Origin of the sequence: Candidatus Palauibacter sp. (assembly GCF_965222475.1) — a bacterium.
In the GTDB taxonomy this organism is placed as follows: Bacteria; Gemmatimonadota; Gemmatimonadetes; order Palauibacterales; family Palauibacteraceae; genus Palauibacter.
The window spans coordinates 567,864-583,930 of the sequence record NZ_CBDCUB010000007.1 but is presented as its reverse complement, the minus strand read 5'-3'; the positions used below and the strand labels follow the sequence as shown (position 1 = coordinate 583,930).

Below are 16,067 nucleotides of genomic sequence, written 5' to 3'. Positions count from 1 at the left end.
CCCCCGTGTTCGACCGTTGTTGGTATGGACCTCTGATGCAGGAACACCGGGAGGACTCAGATGGTCTCCAGTCGGCCAAGGCGTTGGAGAGGCGCGAACATTCGAACCGTCACGACGGCGAGTATCTTGCTGCTTGTGGGTGTCACCCCCCTGGCCGGACAGGGCGTGATCAGGGGGACCGTGACCGACGCCGAGTCGCTCCGTCCAGTGGTCGGGGCGCGAGTGTTCGTCGACGGTACGTCTGTAGAGACGCAGACCGGGACCGAGGGCGGATACCGGCTCGAGGGCCTCGAAGAGGGGGCGACCACCGTGTCGGTGCGGTTGGCCGGGTATCGGGAACTCTCGCGTCCGGTGTCCGTGATCGCCGGGCGGACCGTCACCGTCCACTTCAGTCTCGATCAGTCCCGGTTGCCGTTCGCGGTGGAACGGCTCTCGATGCAGAACCTTCCGGTCTCGGCGACCGATGTCTCCTCGTTGCTTGCCGGCAAGGTGGCGGGTCTGTCGGTGATTTCCGGCAACGGCCAGCCTGGCGAGGCGGCGTCGATTGCGCTGCGTGGGCCTGGATCGATCAATACCGAGGGTCGATCGATGGCACCCCTCGTCGTGATCGATGGCGTGATTCAGTCCGACAACGCCACGCTGGCCGATATCGGGACGCTGGATGTCCATTACGTGGAGATCTTGAAGGGGGCGGCCGCAGCGGCGTTGTACGGATCGCGCGGACAGAACGGAGTGATTCTGGTCGAGATGAAGCGCGGGGCGGATCTCCCTCCGAATTCCTCACGGCTTATGGTTCGCGGCGAGTACGGGTTCGGCGACCTGGTGGGTGACGTGGGCCTCGTGCGTTCGCACCCGTACCTGATGAACCAAGCGGGGACGACGTTCATCGACAGTGAGGGCCAGGAGGTAGACTTTCGCGATCTGCTCCGTCCTGGCTTCGGGTTCGCTCAGCTATACAACCAGATAGACCCCGGTCAGCCCGCGACGACGGCGACAGCGTTTGCCAATCAGCCGTTTCCACACGCGCTGAACGACCAGATGGCCGCGTTCTTCGACCCCGGCGAGACCCTGGACCTCTACGCCGCCCTATCGGAGCGAACGACCTCGTCGAACTTCCGGGTGAGCGTGGATCATTTTCGAGAGAGCGGCATCGTGAGCTGCTCGGAGTGCATTGAGAACCTTGCCGATCTCAATGCGGATCGGGTCTCTCGGCGACTCCCGGCCCTCGAGGTCGGACTCCCACACGATGAGGGCTATGAGCGCCAGAACGTGCGCCTCAACGTCGACAAGCGGTTCGGCGATCTGGATGTCGCGCTCAGCGGCTTCTACTCCCGTGCGGACCAAGACGACAGGGCGGCGGAGACAGGTGCCTTCGCACGCCTGACGTTCATGTCGCCAGCGGTGGATCTGACCGCGATCGACCCTTGGGACGGTTACCCGGATGCTGAAGCAGACCCGCAGTCCATCCAGCACAACCCCCTCTATCTCCTTGCCGTGAACGACAGCCGGGACAAGCGGACGCGGACGATGGCGTCGCTGGCTCTCGACTATTCTCCGGCGGGCCTCGACTGGTTGACGGTCGAGGCCGACGCAGCGTTCGACCGCACGGATCTTCGCGACTACACGATCCGGCCCTGGAACGAGCGCCCGCCGGTGGCTGGAGCCACACCTGGTCCTTTCAACCACGGCTTCCTGCGCGAGTTCAACTTCACCGATGAAGCCGTCAACGCTTCGGCGGGCGTGAGCACACGCGAGACGTTCATGCGCGGCGACTTGATGGTCGGCGCGAGCGCTCGCTACCTGTTCGAGGATCAGCGCTACGAGTCGAACGGCGCCTTGGCCTTTGGGTTCTCGGTGCCTGATGTACCCAACTTCGACACGACCGTCGGAGAGACCACGGCAAGCAACGAGCTTCGCAGGATCAGGGGGAAGGGGCTGCTCGGCATCGCTGGTGTCGACTATCGGGGTCGCTACATCCTCGACGGTCTGGTCCGGCGGGACGGCTCGTCGCTGTTCGGACCGGACGAGCGATGGCAAACGTACTATCGTGGCTCGATAGCCTGGCATGTGTCGGAGGAGGCCTTCTGGAAAACTGGCGCGATCGACGAACTCAAGCTGCGCTTTTCGGTGGGCACGGCGGGCGGGCGGCCGAATTTCGCCGCCCAATACGAGACCTACGAACTCCCTACCGGCTACTACCGGCGCCCCGGATCGCCACTCAATCTCGGGAACGGCTCCCTGCGACCGGAACTCACGACCGAGCGCGAAGCGGGCCTCAATCTGGTGCTTTTCGATGATCTCGGCGTCGGCCTGACCTATGCGTGGAGGACGACGGACGATCAGATCCTCCTTGCCCCGCAACCGGTGTTCAAGACCTTCCGCTCCCAATGGGCGAACGCAGGAGAGATCGAAGCCGCGTCCTACGAGGTGTCGCTTCGGTACATGGCCATCGACAACCCGGACATCGGCCTTCACTTCCGCCTGGATTGGGACCGAACGCAGCATGCGGTCTCTCGGCTGGACATCCCTGACTTCACCCAGGAGAGGATGTTCCTTGTGTCCGAGGGTCGTCCGCTCGGGGAAATATGGGGAGAAGCCTGGGCCGCGAGCTGCGCCGACCTCGCGCCAATCGGCGTCAGCGGCCCCGTTTGTACGTCTCACTTCCGGGTGAACGACGACGGGCTCCTCGTCTGGACGGGGGGCGCCGAGTTCACCGATGGGTTCCGCAACAGGCTGTGGGGTACGTCGGGAACCGTGGTCACGGACGACGGCGAGCAGGAGTATCGCTGGGGTTTCCCCATCAAGGTTCGCGACTATTCGCCGGTGTGTGTGTCCAGGAATCCGACCGACTATTCGGACAAGTGCAACTTGACGGACATCCTGCCGTTGGGGACTACTGCGCCGGACTTCGACGCCTCCTTCGCGGCCAACTTCCGCTACAAGGGATTGAGCGTGTACGGTCTGCTCGACGCCTCGGTCGGTCAATCGATTTACAACAGGACGGCGCAGTGGGCGCTGCGAGAGCTGCGGGGTGAGGATGTGGACCAGACCGGCAAGCCGCTGGAGTTGAACAAACCGGTGGGATACGCGTCCACGCTCTATTCCGTGGGCCGTACGAACTCATGGTTCGTCGAGGGCGGAAGCTGGCTGAAGATCCGCGAACTTTCGCTCAGCTACACGCTTGCCGGGACGGTTGTCGAGCGCCTGCTCGGTGGCGTCATCGACCGGGTCACGTTCAACTTGATCGGCCGCAACCTGTTTACGGTGACGGACTACCGTGGATACGACCCCGAGGTCGGCCGCTTGACCGGACCACTCCTCGATCCGGGCCTCAATCGCGTTGACGCCTTCGGCTATCCGAACTTCCGAACGATTACGTTCGCGGCGGAGTTCGTCTTCTAGAGCCTAGAGCTGGTCCCTCCGCGTCAGTGGCGGACTTCGGTGTCCACGCCCTCCTCTCCCTCGGAGCGGGCGATGATCGCGGCGCCGCACGAGTCGCTGAACACGTTGACTGCGGTCCGGTACATGTCGAGCGGCCGGTCGATGGCGAGCATCGCGCCCACGATCGTGATCGCCTCCGGGTTGTCGCCGAGGCCGATCGCGTTGAGCACGATGAAGATCACCACGACTCCGGCCGAGGGCACCGCCGCGGCGCCGATCGAGGCGAGGAGCGCCGTCACGACGACGATCGCCTGCTGGCCGAAGCTGAGGTCGATCCCGAGTACCTGCGCGATGAAGAGGGCGCCGGCGCACTCGAAGATCGCCGTCCCGTCCATGTTCACCGTGGCGCCCATCGGCAGCACGAACGAGGAGACCTTGTTCGAGACGCCGACTTTCTCGCGCAACGTCTTGATCGTGACCGGGAGCGTGGCGCCGGACGAACTCGTCGAGAACGCGGTCAGGAGCGGTTCGCGCAGGTTCGCGAAGTGGACCAGCGGCTTGATCCGGCCCAGCACGATGAGCAGGAGCGGCATGGTGATGAAGAGATGGATCGTGAGCCCCGAGCCGATCGTGAGGAAGTACTTCGCCAACGCGGCGAAGCGATCGAAGCCGGTCTCCCCCACCATGCGCGTGATGAGGGCGAAGACCCCGATCGGGAGGAACTTTATGATCCCCGAGGTGAGCGCCATCATCGCCTGGAAGAAGGCGTTGAAGATGTCGGTGACAACCACGCGGGGCTTCTCCGGCAGTCCCGTAATCGCCGCGCCGAAGACGATGCAGAAGAAGATGATCGCCAGCATGTCGCCCGCGGAGGCGGCGGCGAGGAAGTTGTTCGGGACGATGTCGAGGATGAGCTCGATCGGAGAGTCCGGCGTGTTGAGTTCGGGGACCTCCTGCTGCGCCGCCGCACCCATGTTGGCGTTCCGGCCCGGGCGGATGAGGTTGACCATCAACAGGCCGGTCAGGGCCGCCAGCAGGCTGGACAGCACGTAGTAGCCCATGGTCTTGCTGAACAGGCGGCCGATGGCCCTCCCTCCGCCCACGGAGGCGACGCCCGACACGATCGACGTGAGCACGAGCGGCACGATGATCATCCGGAGCAGCTTCATGAACAGCTCGCCGATCCAGCCGATCGCGTTGGCCGCGGGCGCTCCGAAGGCCCAGCCCGTGGCCAGGCCCAGAATCATGGCCGACAGCACCTGCCAGTGAAGGCGTCGGTACCAGGGGAGGGTGGGGTCGTATTCCATTGGCGTCTCCGGTGTGGCGCCGATACGCGGCGCAGGTCGAGCGTCTGGAGCGGCCGGACAGTGAAGCGGTTCGGCCGCGCTTCGAGCGATCGGTCCAACGGGCGTTGATCGTGGTGTCCAGACGGCTGGCGGGCAATGGGAGTCACTTCCCTTCCCCGCGTTGAGCTCCTCGTTCGGCGGCTCTAGCTTTCCAGGTCCCGCCCTCTTCGTGCGACGTGGGGGCACCGCCGGGGAGACGCCATGCCCAGCATCATGCTTGCGGATAACCTCGAGGCGCTCCGGGGCATGCCGGACGGCCACGCCGATCTCATCTACATCGACCCGCCGTTCAATACCGGGCGGACGCAGCGACGGACCCGGATCCGGACCCGTCGGACGTCACACGGCGAACACGGCGACCGGACGGGCTTCCAGGGCGAACGCTACGAGACGACCGTCGTCGGCACCCAGCGCTTCCGTGACCAGTTCGACGACTACCTCGCCTTCCTCGGGCCCCGGCTCGTCGAGGCGTATCGCGTCCTCGCCCCGCACGGGTCCTTCTATCTCCACGTCGACTACCGGGAAGTGCACCACTGCCGGCTGTTCCTGGACGACCTGTTCGGGCCCGACCATCTGCTGAACGAGATCATCTGGGCGTATGACTACGGGGCGCGCCCGAAGACGCGGTGGCCGGCGAAGCACGACAACATCCTGTTCTACGTGAAGGATCGGTCGAACTACGCCTTCAACGTGGATGAGATCGAGCGAATCCCGTACATGGCGCCGGGGCTCGTCGGGCCCGAGAAGGCCGCGCGCGGGAAGCTGCCCACGGACACCTGGTGGCACACGATCGTCCCCACGAGCGGCACCGAGCGGACGGGCTATCCGACCCAGAAACCGCTCGGCATCCTGCGCCGCATCATCACCGCCTCATCGAACCCGGGCGACCTCGTGCTGGACTTCTTCGCGGGCAGCGGCACGACCGGAATGGCCGCCCACGAACTGGAACGCAACTTCATCCTCGTGGACGACAACCCGGAAGCACTCGAGGTGATGGCGGAACGATTCCGTGACGTACCGGACGTGCGCTGGGAGGGCGTTGGTCCGTGAGCCCTGTGCCATGACTTGCAGCACATATGCTGTCCAAAACATATTGCTTAGGTGGACTGGACGGTCGAGATCGCCGATGAGTTTGCGCCGGAGTTCCGCGCGTTGCAGGTGGAGGTGCAGGACGCGGTCCTGGCCGTGTCCCGCCTTTTGCAACACTTCGGCCCGCACTTGGGACGCCCAGGGGTGGACACGCTCAACGGGTCGCGCACTCATCCGCAAGGCGGATCAGCGCTTCGAGCGGCACCTGGCACGGCTCGCGATGGAAGGAGGATCATGATGGCGTTGAACGTGAACGACGTGATCGAGGGACTCGACACCCAGCGGCGGCGAGGGGTGGAGGAGCGCGCTGCTGAACTCATCGCGGAGGAAATGACGCTGCGCGAGCTGCGCAAGGCCCGGCGGCTCACCCAAGTCAGCCTGGCGCGCGAACTCGGCATTGGCCAGGAAGGCATATCGCGGATGGAACAGCGTAGTGACCTCCTCCTTTCGACTCTGCGCAAGAGCGTCGAGGCCATGGGAGGCAGGCTTTCGCTGGTCGCGAGGTTCCCCGACCGACCGCCCGTCGAGTTGTCCGGTATCGCCGATCCGGAATAGAAACGCCGGTTCCCAGCCTAGCCGTCGCGGTGGACGGTGTCGGGGGAAAAGGCGGGCAGGCAGACGGCGACGTACTCGGCCCCTTCCGCGCCCGGCGTGCTGTAGCGGACCCATTCGCCGGGGTGCGTAACGACCGCCTGGCCGGCCTCTACATCGAGGACGCCGCCCTCGTGCTCGACGCGTAGCGCGCCCCTCAGCACCACGGTGATCTCCTCGAACTCGGGACGCTGACCCGGTTCGACCCAGCCGGACGGCGACACCATCCGCGCCACGCTCACGCCGACGTGCCCCGACCGGACCCGGCCGGCGAACTCCTCGATCCGCTTGGGTTTGTTCCCGGCCGCCTCGATGACGGCCGGGGCTTCGATCAACGTAGGCAATTCGCGACCGGGCCGACGTGCCGGCGACCCTACATCCCGGCGTCTGCGAGGGCCCGGACCGCGTCGGCCAGCATGCGGACCCTGGCGGCGTCGCCGGATCCGGCGGCGTCACGGCCAACCGCTTCGGACAGCGAGCGAAGCGCGCCACTTCGCGCGGACCCCGTCACCTCCTCGGCTCCGGCCAGTTCCTCCCGGATTGCGCCGATTCTCGCGGCGGAGAGCCCGCGGTGCCGCTCCAGTTGGTCCAGATAGGCGTGGGCCAGCGCGAACGTCGCGGGCCATTCGAAGATGGGCTGGCCCTGGGAGTTGAGGTGGGTGAGCTGGACGGAGTTGGCCGCATCGATCTCGTTCTGCGTCATCAACTCGCTCGGAGCCAGCTCGAAGATGTCGAGGCCGCGCGCGATCTCAGAGTTGACGATGACCCCGTTGTACCAGTACACGGACCAGCTGCCGCCCATCTGCATCCGGTCGGGGTTCACGGGACCGCGGTCGAAGTAGGCGATCTCCACCGGGTTCGCGGGGTCCGTCCAGTCGATGAGCGAGATCCCGCCCTGATACCACCCCTGAATCATGATGTCGCGGCCGGGGATCGGGATCAGCGACCCGTTGTGGGCCACGCAGTTCTCCTCCGGCGTCTGCGGGGCGGGCAGCTTGAAGTAGCTCTGGAAGTCCATCTCGGTGCCCTCGATGGTGAAGATCGCGTTGGCGCCCCACTCCATCGGGTCCGAGGCACGGCACTTCGGCGAACCACCGCCACCCCATTCATCCGTGAACAGGATGGCGCTGCCGTCGTTGTTGAAGGTGGCCGAGTGCCAGTAGGAGAAGTTGGAGTCGGCCACGGCGGCGAGCCGTCGCGGATTCTCCGGATCGCTGATGTCGATGAGCAGGCCGTATCCCTCGCACGCCCCGCCGGCGAGACCGATGGCCGGATAGACGGTGATGTCGTGGCACTGCGTCGGACCCGCGTTCGGATCGATGCCCGCCATCTGCTCGGCGATCATCTCGTTCACGAATTCGGTCAGGGCCGCGGTGTCCTGGGCGGTGGGCGCGCCTTCTCCTCCCCGCAGCGTCACCATTGAGTCCAGCATCATGGTGGCGAACTGCGGCGGAAGCGCCATCTGCTGACCCATGACCTCGACGAAGAAGGCGCCCTGCGCGCGGGCTTCCTCCATCTCCGCGCGTTCCTCGGCGGTCGGTCCGTGGCGTGGCGGCGCGACCAGATCCTCGAAGATGCGGGGGGAACTCACGACCGCGGCGCTCGCGGGATCGGCGAGCGGTACCCGGATGACCTCGATGCGGAAGAGCGCCGAGTTCGGGTCCTCGTTCGGCGGAGCAGCCGAGCAGCCGGCCAGTTCGTCGGCCGGCCGCACCGGGGCGGAACCCGACACGTAGATGTAGACGTTCTCGTCATCACCGGGGTGCTCCAGCACCGTATGAGTGTGCGAGCCGCGGCACGTCTGAACGTTGGCGACGTACTCCGGGGCGGTGATGTCGGAGATGTCGAAGATGCGGATCCCGCGCAGCCGGTCGTGGCTCACTTCCTCCTGGACCCCCTGCTCACCGCAGTCCAGCCTTCCGCCGAAACCTTCCCCGGACACGAACAGCAGGTGCTCGTACACGGAGACGTCGCTCTGGGAGGCGGGACACACATACGTGATCACGGACTCGGGATTGGCCGGGTCGGAGATGTCCCAGATCTGGATGCCGTCGTAGTTGCCCTGAATCGCGTACGGGCCGGTGAAGGCGAGGTCGGAGTTCGTCTTGCCGACGAACGGCTCCGTCGGCGGGGTGGCCGATACGAGCCTGAGATTCCAGGCCGCCTCGCCCGCATCGAAGAGGCCGGGCGCGAGTCCGACGCGCGGGTCCGGCGTGGGCGGATTGGCCCGCAGGCCGACCATCGCGGGACTCGCAGCGGCGGGCGCCGGGCCCATGCCGGACTCCGCCGACCGGTAGGCGGCGCAGCCGGCCAGCCCTCCGGCGGCGACCACGCAGGCGAGCAGCGTTCTGAAGCGCTCGGAGAATTGCATTCTGACCTGTCCCTTCGTCACGGGAATCATTCTGGATCCTTCGATTGGGGTGAACTTCACGAATCAGCCGCCCGGCTCCGGCGCGGCGAGCGCCTCGAGCATCAGCTCCATGCGGGCAATTTCCGTGGCCTGATCGACGTGGATGTCGGAGGCCAGCTTGAAGACGAAGTCATCCTGCGCGGCGCCGTCCGTGGCGAACAACTCCCGCACCATCGTGACGGCGCCGTTGTGGTGCTGGATCATGTATCGGAGGAAGAGCCGGTCGAAGTCGGACCCGCGCGCGGCTTCGAGTTCCGCGACTTGTTCCGGCGTGAGCATTCCGGGCATGAGCATTGGCTCGTCCGGCAACGGGAGTCCGCGGTCGGACAGCCAGCGGCTCATGATGGCGATCTCATCGGTCTGCGCGTTGATGATTCGGGCACACAGCGTCTGGATCGAGGGGCTGGCCCCGTTGGCCGGCGCGAACCCGGCCATCACCAGCGCCTGCGCATGATGCGGGATCATGTGCGTCATGAAGCGGATATCGGCCTCGTTCGCGTTCTGCAGGCCGGCTTCCGCGCGGGCTCGGTAGAGCGCTTCCAGTTCGGCGGCGCGCGCCGCGTCCGGTCTGACGGCGATGTCGGATGGGCCGCGGCCCGTGCTCGCGCACGCCTGGGCGGACGCGAGCAGTCCGATGAGGAGGATGAGAAGCCTGGGCTGGGTCCTCATGCTTCGTGTGGTTTCTTCCGTTGCGGGGGGTCCCGACTCCTTAATGTCGGTTCAGCATACCGGGGGGACCGTACCGAATTCAATTGCGGACGGTTTCAGGGGGGGAGCGGCCCCTCGCCGGCGTCGGCGGGAAGCCGGGTGGAGCGCGGGTGCGGCCGTCGGCGCTACCGGTAGCGGTAGAGGCGGACTTCCTCCTCGTCCAGCGCGTCACGCTGGAGCACGACGAAGCGGTCGGCAGCGACGGCCAGCACACTCGCGTCGGCGGGGAGATTCAGCCGTCCCCGCGGCTGTCCGTCGGGTCCGATGACGAGCCAGTCTCTCGTCTCCTCGGCCGGGCGCGTCGCGAGCCCGATCCAGACGAGCTCGTCGGGGCCCAGCACCGCCGAGTGGAAGGCCGGGTGCGTCTCGCGGAAGGGCGCGTTTTCGACAAACTCCACATACCAGTCAGGTGCGTCCGGACCGCGCCGGGCGAGTCGTGCCGCCCTCGATGTCTCGATCTCATCCGCCGTCACCGGCCAGCCACCGCCCGTTCCCCGAATGCGACGCGTCAGATTCCCCCCGGCGGTATGGACGGACAACTCGAAGAGGTCCGTATCGCCGAGTATGGCTCGATCCCGGGATCCGCCGGCGACGATGTCCCGCCCGAACCCCGGCTCTCTGCGGGTCACGCCTCCGCCGGGAATCTCCCCATAGCTCCATTCCTTCGCGGGGAGCATGGCGAGCGTGTCGGGCTCGGTCCCGGGATCCGCGAACGCGAGCAGCGGCGTGGTATCGCGTTTGGTTCCCTCGGGCATGAAGAATCGCTGCTCGCCCAGGATCGCCAGCATGCTCCCATCGGCGGCTATCGCGAGAGGTCTCAGATCGACGATGGCGCTCTGCGCGGAGAGGGGCCACGAGTCGAGGAATTCGCCGCTCGCGGAGAACTCGGTGAGGCGCGCCAACCGCGCGTCATAGGCCACAAACCCCTCGGGCGTCCCGATCAGGGCGGTGATCGCGCTGAACTCGCCCGGTCCCTCGCCCTGGCCGCCGATCCGGGTTGCGAGCGAGCCGTCGCCGGAGAAGAGCAGGACCTCGCTCGCGCCCGTATTCGCCAGCGCCACGCCGCCATCGCCGAGGAGAATCGCATCCCCGACGTAGAACAGTTCGATGCCGCGCTCCTTCGTGGAGAACACCAGGTCAGTCGTAAGGTCAGCGGCTGGGAGTTCCTCCACGCTGCCGAGAGAGATGTTCATCACGCCCGCCGAGTCGGAGACCTGGACGGCCCTCCGGGCCGCATCGTCCGGCCGGTCCGCCGGGGAGCGAGGATCGGCGCACGCGACGAGGGCGCACAGGAATCCGACGGAAAGAATGCTGCGGCAAGCGCTCATCGTGACCGTCCCCGGCTGAGTCCCCTGCGATGGCGACCGGTGTCCGCAGACGGCGGTGCCACCCTGTAGAGGCGTGATCCCGGCCGTTGGTTGTCTCCGGCCGTCGCTAGTCGGACGCAGGCACGTTCAGCGCGCGCCGCAGGGCCGCGCTCCCCCCTACAACGGGCAGTTCGATGCGGGTGTCGCCCAGATCGACGCTCAGGGTCGTGCCGGGGTCGGGGTGGAGCGTGAACTCCCTGTCGCTGGAGAAGATCATGAGGCCAATCCGGGCCCCGGCGGGGTTCGCGGACCGGCTGGAGGTCACGAATTCCGGTCGGCTGCAGCCGCCACTCACGGTGGAGAAGCTGCGCGTGGCGCACCCGTCGCTACCCGGCAACCCACTGCTCGCGGAGTCCATGTACCTGCTCCGGTACATCGAGCGAATGGGAACCGGTACGGTGGACATGATCCGGCGCTGCGTAGACGCGGGATTGGCGGAGCCGGAGTTCGACGCCAGCGGCGGCTTCGTGACGAGAATCGAGCGGGCCGGGGCAGGACCTGACGGCGCGCCGTTGTCGGGTAGTACCCAAGAAACTACCCAGGAACGAATACTCGCTCTGCTGTGTGAGGACCCTGGGCTAACTCGCAGGGCCTCGGCGACCCGCATCGGAATCACCGCCGACGGTGTCAAGTACCACCTCGACAAGCTCGGAAATGCCGGTCGCATCCGCCATGTGGGCGCGACCAAGAAGGGACACTGGGAAATCCTGAATGATGGCTAACGCTTAGTAGGGGGCTTCTTCAACGGATCGGACCCACCGGTCCGAGGCGTCCGAGGGCACGCGGGCAAGCCGTGCGGCCTTCGATGTCTCGATTTCGTCCGCTGACACCGGCCAGCCGCCGCCCGAGCCCTGGATCCGTCGTGTCGGATGTCCGGAGGCCGGTGTGGATGGACCGACCTGGCGGGCGCTCAGGACGCAGGCACGCTCAGTGCGCGCCGCAGGGCCGCGCTCCCCCCTACGACGGGCAGTTCGATGCGGGTGTCGCCCAGGTCGACGGTCAGGGTTGTGCCGGGGTCGGGGTGCAGCGTGAACTCCCTGTCGCTGGAGAAGATCATGAGGCCGATGCGGGCCCCGGCGGGGATGACCTGATCGTCGGGCTGCAGATCGAACTCCAGTTCAACGAAGTCCCCCGGCGCGAGCGGCGTGCCGCTGCGAGGCGAGGCGATCTCCTCGGCACCCGCGTTGGCCGGGTCGGCCCAACCTCTCGTGATGACGTTGTCGTTGAGATCGTCGCTTTCGGTCCAGGGTAGGGACACCAGCCAGACCGAAAGATTGGCCGCCGGCGCGTCCGCCGACACGCGCACGCGGACGGTGGCCACGCCCGAAACATGGACGTCCTCCTGTAGTTCGGGGGTCGCGTAGAGCAGGCGGTGGTTCGACCATTCGGCTGCGGCGAGCTGGCCGCCGGTGAACGAAAAGTTGTCGATGATCGTTCCGCTTGCCGGGTCCCCGCCGTGGTCATCGGCTGGACCTTCCAGCGAGAGGGCCCCCGTCCAGTTTCCGTCGCCTCTCGGATGGAGCGCCACACCCTCGGCTTCGGGGTGGGGATAGCTCGGATAGGACGTCGGCTGCTCGCGGTCGTCTCCCTCCCGTGCGATCCACGCCGCCGGGTCTTCCTCGACCCCGTTCTCGACCCCGGCCACGTAGCGCGTGAACCACCGGTTCACCATCTCCAGCGGCGGCGGGCCGCCGTGTCCCCCCTGGTGGTAGTAGATCTGCAACGGCACGCCCCGCTCCCTGAGAGCCATCGAGATGCGGTAGCTGTGCTCGGGCATGACGTTCCAGTCGTTGAAGCCGTGACTCATCAGGGTGGCCGCGCGCACGCCATCGATGTGGTTCAGGTAGTCCCGGCCCGCCCAGAAATCGCTGTAGTCGCCGGTCGTGCGGTCCAGGCTGGCGGTCATCTCGTCGCGCACGTTCGTGAGGCAGTAGTCGCGCACCTCAAGAAAGCCGCTGAAGATGAAGTCGAACAGGACATCGACATCCTCTCCCGGATATCCTCCCGGCGACCTCACGAGCCCGTTGGAGCGGTAGTAGTGGTAGTAGGACGTGTTGGGGGCGACCGGAACGATCGCCTCGAGCCCCTCGACGCCGGTGGTGGCGGCGGCGAGCGGGAGCGTGCCGTTGTAGGAGGTGCCCGTCATCCCGACCCGGCCCGTCGCCCAGTGCGCTCGAACCTCTTCGTCCCCGTCCACGCTCGTGAAGCCGCGCGCCCGTCCGTTGAGCCAGTCGATGACGGCCTTGGGCGCCAGCGACTCGTTCGCGCCGCCCACCGTCGGACACCCCTGCGACTGGCCCGTCCCCGGGGACTGCGAGTGGATCACGGCGAAACCTCTGGGCACCCAGGTTGCAACATGCGAGGTGGAGATCCTCGGCTGGCTGGGGACGTGGGCAATCGTGGGGGGGAAGGGGTCGCGCGCCCGGGGTTCGCCCCCCACCTCCTGGCGGATATCCCAGAAGTGCGCCAAGTCGACGCCGGCGACACCCGAGTAGTAGGGACTGGTCTCGTAGATCACGGGCACCTTCAGCCCTTCGTCATCGGTCTGTGCCGGGCGCGTGACATCCGCGTGCACCCGGTCGGGCCGGCCGTCGCCGTCGGAGTCGAACTCGGTCTCGACCCACAACTCGTGGCGGATCCAGCTGGACGAATCCGCGAAGGCCGGGACGATCTGCGCCTGCCCGTCCTGGATGACGAGGCCCGTCTGGGCGGTCACCGCCGCAGGAGCGAGGGCAAGTGCGAACGCCGGCACGAGGCACCGTGGCGTGCGGGGGCGAGTCATGCCGCCTCGATGTCGGTTAGGGCAAAGTCCTCGCCCTTGAACAACAGCGGCTCGCCGGCAACACGCGCGAGTCCGTACGCGAAACAATCGCCGAAGTTCAACGCTGCCGGATGACGCCCCTTGCCGAAGCGACGCCAGGCATCACGGGCTGCGGAGGCATGTTCGAGCGAGACGGGAACCAGTTCGATTTCCGCTCGTTCGACGAAGAGGTCCAGTTCCGTATCCGCCGCGCGGGCACGAACTCCGATGACGATTGACGCCTCCAACAGGTTGGCGACCGACAGTCGGCAGCGTGAGGTCTCCGCGATCTTCCTCGCGTAGCGTGGCGCGTCCGCCTCGCGAAAGAGCACGGCGAGAATTGCCGATGTGTCAACAATCATTTGGGCAGTCCGTGCGCATCATAGAGAAAATCGCCGTGTTCGACCGCGGACGGTCCCGGATCCAGCCGCGTCGCGCAGCGTTCTCCGATGGCGAGCAACTCCCGGACCAGCGTATCGGCGTTCCGCCGACGCTTCTCGGCCCGCAGGCGGTCGCGCAACGCGGCCGTGATCGCGCCCGTCTTCGTTTCGCCGGTCAGCCGGGCCAACTCCGCCGCCAACCGGCACGTTTCCGCGTTCTTGATATTGAGGCTCATCCTTGCACCGCCGAAGGTAGAACTCTGCCAGAGATTCTACCCTGAGGTTAACCGCCGATCAACGGTGCCACCGCACTTATTGGGGGAGATCAGGGTCGTCGGATGGGGCGGCCGGCAAGCTCGCCGGTCACCTCGTCGTCCCGAATCGCGAACCGGCCGTTCACCAGCACGTGTACTACGCCCTCGGAGAACTGGTGCGGATCGTCGTACGTGGCGTGATCCGTGTACCGCCCCGGGTCGATGACCGCGATGTCGGCGACCATTCCCTCTCGGATGTAGCCCCGGTCGTCCAGCCGCAGGAAGTCCGCGGCGAGGCCCGACATGCCGCGGATCGCGAAGGGAAGCCCGATCGCCCCGTCCCGGTTGACGAAGTCATTGATCTTCTTGGGGAACGTGGCGTAGACCCTCGGGTGGACGATCTCCGCCCCCGGTGTCGGCGTGACGCCGTCCGTGCACGTCATCATCCACGGCATCGTGGCGAGATAGCGCGTGTTCTCGACGTCGTAGAGGTCGCGGTTCATCACCCACGGGTTCGACTCGGACATGATCTCGCGCACCGCCTCCGGGACGGTCAGTCCGCGGTCCTCCGCCACGTCGGCCAGCGTCTTGCCGTTGAACTCGGGCCTCGCGTCGGCGAACACGATCTTCCCGGGTCCGCCGCGGATCTCCAGCATCTCCATCGTCTGCACGTCGAGAACCCGGGCCGTGTCGGGGTTCTGGAAGCGGCGCACCATCTGCTCCGGGCCGCCGGCCTGCGCCCAGCGCGGGATCGTGTAGGCGCGCAGGCTCGACATCGTGGACGTGTGGACGTGCTGCGCCGCCGCCACCTCGAGGCCTTCCGCCCGCGCCGAGTCGATGATCGCCGCGCCCTCAGCGGCCCGTCCGTAGAGGTGGGCCCCCTGCGCGTTGAAGTGGCTGAAGATGGTCCGGAGTCCGGACTCCGCCCCGATGTGGATCGCCTCCCGGATCGAGTTGTGGTAGCCGACCCCCTGGTAGGATGCACCGAGGTCGCGGTCGTGCGTGTCGTAGACCGGGGAGTGCTCGCCGCCGATCGGGTATTCCGCCGCGACCCGGCCCAGTTCGATGACCTCGTCGGCCTCCGCGTAGTAGCCGGGCGTGTAGAAGAGCCCCGACGAGAGCCCGAAGGCACCGTCTTCCATTCCCTTCCGGACAAGCGCCTTCATCTGATCGAGTTCGTCGGCGGTGGGGGCGCGGTCGTCCATCCCCATGACGGCCTCGCGGACGGAGCCGTGGCCGATGTAGGAGACGATGTTCTTGCCGACTCCGAGGTCTTCCAGCTCGGCGTACAGCGTGGCGAGGTCCGTGGTGCTGGCCCCATCGACGCCGATGACGCCGGTCGTGATCCCCTGCGTCAGGAACTCGACCGCCGGTCGACCGTACGCTTCGTCCAGGGTGATGTGGCTGTGCATGTCGATGAACCCGGGCGTCAGCAGGAGGCCGTCGAGCGCGATCGTGTCCCGCAGCGCGAGGTCCGCGGGCGCGGCGTCGCCAACGAAGGTGATCCGGTCGCCCTCCACCGCCACGTCGGCCGTGAACGACGCTTCTCCGGACCCGTCGAGGACCGTCGCGCCTGTGAACAGCACGCTCGTCGCCAGCAACCCCGCCTCCGCTTCGGGAGCATCGCCCGGCCCGCAGGCCAGAGTCACGCCGGCGAGCACGGGACACATCGCGAGGATCCGCCGTCGCAGCGGGCTGGCGGCTGGCGTACTGTCAACGCGTTCGACGTTCATCGCTTCTC

14 protein-coding genes are annotated in these 16,067 nt (G+C 66.7%); 4 read left to right on the top strand and 10 right to left on the bottom strand.

Annotated features, from left to right (window positions below; all coding sequences use genetic code 11):
• Positions 1–165 precede the first annotated feature (165 nt).
• Positions 166–3,402 (top strand): SusC/RagA family TonB-linked outer membrane protein, encoded by a 3,237-nt coding sequence (locus ACOQPP_RS14505; RefSeq protein WP_420636795.1) that lies wholly within the window; start codon positions 166–168, stop codon positions 3,400–3,402.
• 23 nt (positions 3,403–3,425) lie between these two features.
• Here ACOQPP_RS14505 and ACOQPP_RS14500 read toward each other — a convergent pair whose 3' ends face one another.
• On the bottom strand, positions 3,426–4,688 hold the full coding sequence (locus ACOQPP_RS14500; RefSeq protein ID WP_419167956.1) for a dicarboxylate/amino acid:cation symporter: 1,263 nt from the start codon (positions 4,686–4,688) through the stop codon (positions 3,426–3,428).
• Positions 4,689–4,928: 240 nt separating this feature from the next.
• On the opposite strand from ACOQPP_RS14500, the gene ACOQPP_RS14495 reads away from it, so the two are divergent.
• Together ACOQPP_RS14495 and ACOQPP_RS14490 are read left to right on the top strand one after the other, a co-directional pair.
• Complete coding sequence (locus tag ACOQPP_RS14495) at positions 4,929–5,777, top strand: DNA-methyltransferase (protein ID WP_419167957.1); 849 nt, start codon at positions 4,929–4,931, stop codon at positions 5,775–5,777.
• Positions 5,778–5,828: 51 nt separating this feature from the next.
• Entirely contained in the window at positions 5,829–6,371 is a 543-nt protein-coding gene (locus ACOQPP_RS14490; protein ID WP_419167958.1) for a helix-turn-helix domain-containing protein, read from the top strand.
• A 17-nt stretch (positions 6,372–6,388) separates the two neighbouring features.
• Here ACOQPP_RS14490 and ACOQPP_RS14485 read toward each other — a convergent pair whose 3' ends face one another.
• The 5 genes from ACOQPP_RS14485 to ACOQPP_RS14465 form a co-directional block, all read right to left on the bottom strand.
• Positions 6,389–6,751, bottom strand: coding sequence for a cupin domain-containing protein (locus ACOQPP_RS14485; RefSeq protein WP_419167959.1), 363 nt, complete (start codon positions 6,749–6,751; stop codon positions 6,389–6,391).
• A gap of 29 nt (positions 6,752–6,780) precedes the next feature.
• The gene (locus tag ACOQPP_RS14480) at positions 6,781–8,778 is read right to left on the bottom strand and encodes an LVIVD repeat-containing protein (RefSeq protein ID WP_420636794.1); all 1,998 of its coding nucleotides are present in this window, start codon (positions 8,776–8,778) and stop codon (positions 6,781–6,783) included.
• Positions 8,779–8,841: 63 nt separating this feature from the next.
• A complete protein-coding gene (locus ACOQPP_RS14475) occupies positions 8,842–9,486 on the bottom strand; it encodes a DUF305 domain-containing protein (RefSeq protein ID WP_420636793.1) in 645 nt (214 codons plus the stop codon).
• 164 nt (positions 9,487–9,650) lie between these two features.
• A complete protein-coding gene (locus tag ACOQPP_RS14470) occupies positions 9,651–10,853 on the bottom strand; it encodes a hypothetical protein (RefSeq protein WP_420636792.1) in 1,203 nt (400 codons plus the stop codon).
• Between the two features lie 106 nt (positions 10,854–10,959).
• Positions 10,960–11,109 (bottom strand): hypothetical protein, encoded by a 150-nt coding sequence (locus tag ACOQPP_RS14465; RefSeq protein WP_419167963.1) that lies wholly within the window; start codon positions 11,107–11,109, stop codon positions 10,960–10,962.
• Between ACOQPP_RS14465 and ACOQPP_RS14460 the strand changes: the two genes are divergently transcribed.
• Positions 11,108–11,614 carry an ATP-binding protein gene (locus tag ACOQPP_RS14460; RefSeq protein WP_419167964.1) on the top strand — a complete coding sequence of 169 codons (507 nt, stop codon included), beginning with the start codon at positions 11,108–11,110 and terminating at the stop codon, positions 11,612–11,614. The genes ACOQPP_RS14465 and ACOQPP_RS14460 overlap by 2 nt on opposite strands.
• Positions 11,615–11,802: 188 nt before the next feature.
• Here the strand turns inward: ACOQPP_RS14460 and ACOQPP_RS14455 are convergent, their stop codons facing one another.
• From ACOQPP_RS14455 to ACOQPP_RS14440, 4 genes are all read right to left on the bottom strand, one after another.
• On the bottom strand, positions 11,803–13,674 hold the full coding sequence (locus tag ACOQPP_RS14455; protein ID WP_419167965.1) for a Xaa-Pro dipeptidyl-peptidase: 1,872 nt from the start codon (positions 13,672–13,674) through the stop codon (positions 11,803–11,805).
• Positions 13,671–14,054, bottom strand: coding sequence for a type II toxin-antitoxin system VapC family toxin (locus ACOQPP_RS14450; protein WP_419162682.1), 384 nt, complete (start codon positions 14,052–14,054; stop codon positions 13,671–13,673). Before ACOQPP_RS14450 ends, ACOQPP_RS14455 begins: the two co-directional genes overlap by 4 nt.
• On the bottom strand, positions 14,051–14,308 hold the full coding sequence (locus ACOQPP_RS14445) for a type II toxin-antitoxin system VapB family antitoxin (protein WP_419162681.1): 258 nt from the start codon (positions 14,306–14,308) through the stop codon (positions 14,051–14,053). The genes ACOQPP_RS14450 and ACOQPP_RS14445 overlap by 4 nt, the downstream gene beginning before the upstream one ends.
• An 89-nt stretch (positions 14,309–14,397) precedes the next feature.
• A complete protein-coding gene (locus ACOQPP_RS14440) occupies positions 14,398–16,059 on the bottom strand; it encodes an N-acyl-D-amino-acid deacylase family protein (RefSeq protein ID WP_420636791.1) in 1,662 nt (553 codons plus the stop codon).
• Positions 16,060–16,067 lie beyond the last annotated feature (8 nt).

Coding starts and splice junctions, on each gene's coding strand:
- ACOQPP_RS14500 (WP_419167956.1), bottom strand. CDS start 4,688: ATGGAATACGACCCCACCCTCCCCTGGTACCGACGCCTTCACTGGCAG.
- ACOQPP_RS14450 (WP_419162682.1), bottom strand. CDS start 14,054: ATGATTGTTGACACATCGGCAATTCTCGCCGTGCTCTTTCGCGAGGCG.
- ACOQPP_RS14480 (WP_420636794.1), bottom strand. CDS start 8,778: ATGCAATTCTCCGAGCGCTTCAGAACGCTGCTCGCCTGCGTGGTCGCC.
- ACOQPP_RS14495 (WP_419167957.1), top strand. CDS start 4,929: ATGCCCAGCATCATGCTTGCGGATAACCTCGAGGCGCTCCGGGGCATG.
- ACOQPP_RS14460 (WP_419167964.1), top strand. CDS start 11,108: ATGAGGCCAATCCGGGCCCCGGCGGGGTTCGCGGACCGGCTGGAGGTC.
- ACOQPP_RS14470 (WP_420636792.1), bottom strand. CDS start 10,853: ATGAGCGCTTGCCGCAGCATTCTTTCCGTCGGATTCCTGTGCGCCCTC.
- ACOQPP_RS14455 (WP_419167965.1), bottom strand. CDS start 13,674: ATGACTCGCCCCCGCACGCCACGGTGCCTCGTGCCGGCGTTCGCACTT.
- ACOQPP_RS14465 (WP_419167963.1), bottom strand. CDS start 11,109: ATGATCTTCTCCAGCGACAGGGAGTTCACGCTCCACCCCGACCCCGGC.
- ACOQPP_RS14445 (WP_419162681.1), bottom strand. CDS start 14,308: ATGAGCCTCAATATCAAGAACGCGGAAACGTGCCGGTTGGCGGCGGAG.
- ACOQPP_RS14475 (WP_420636793.1), bottom strand. CDS start 9,486: ATGAGGACCCAGCCCAGGCTTCTCATCCTCCTCATCGGACTGCTCGCG.
- ACOQPP_RS14440 (WP_420636791.1), bottom strand. CDS start 16,059: ATGAACGTCGAACGCGTTGACAGTACGCCAGCCGCCAGCCCGCTGCGA.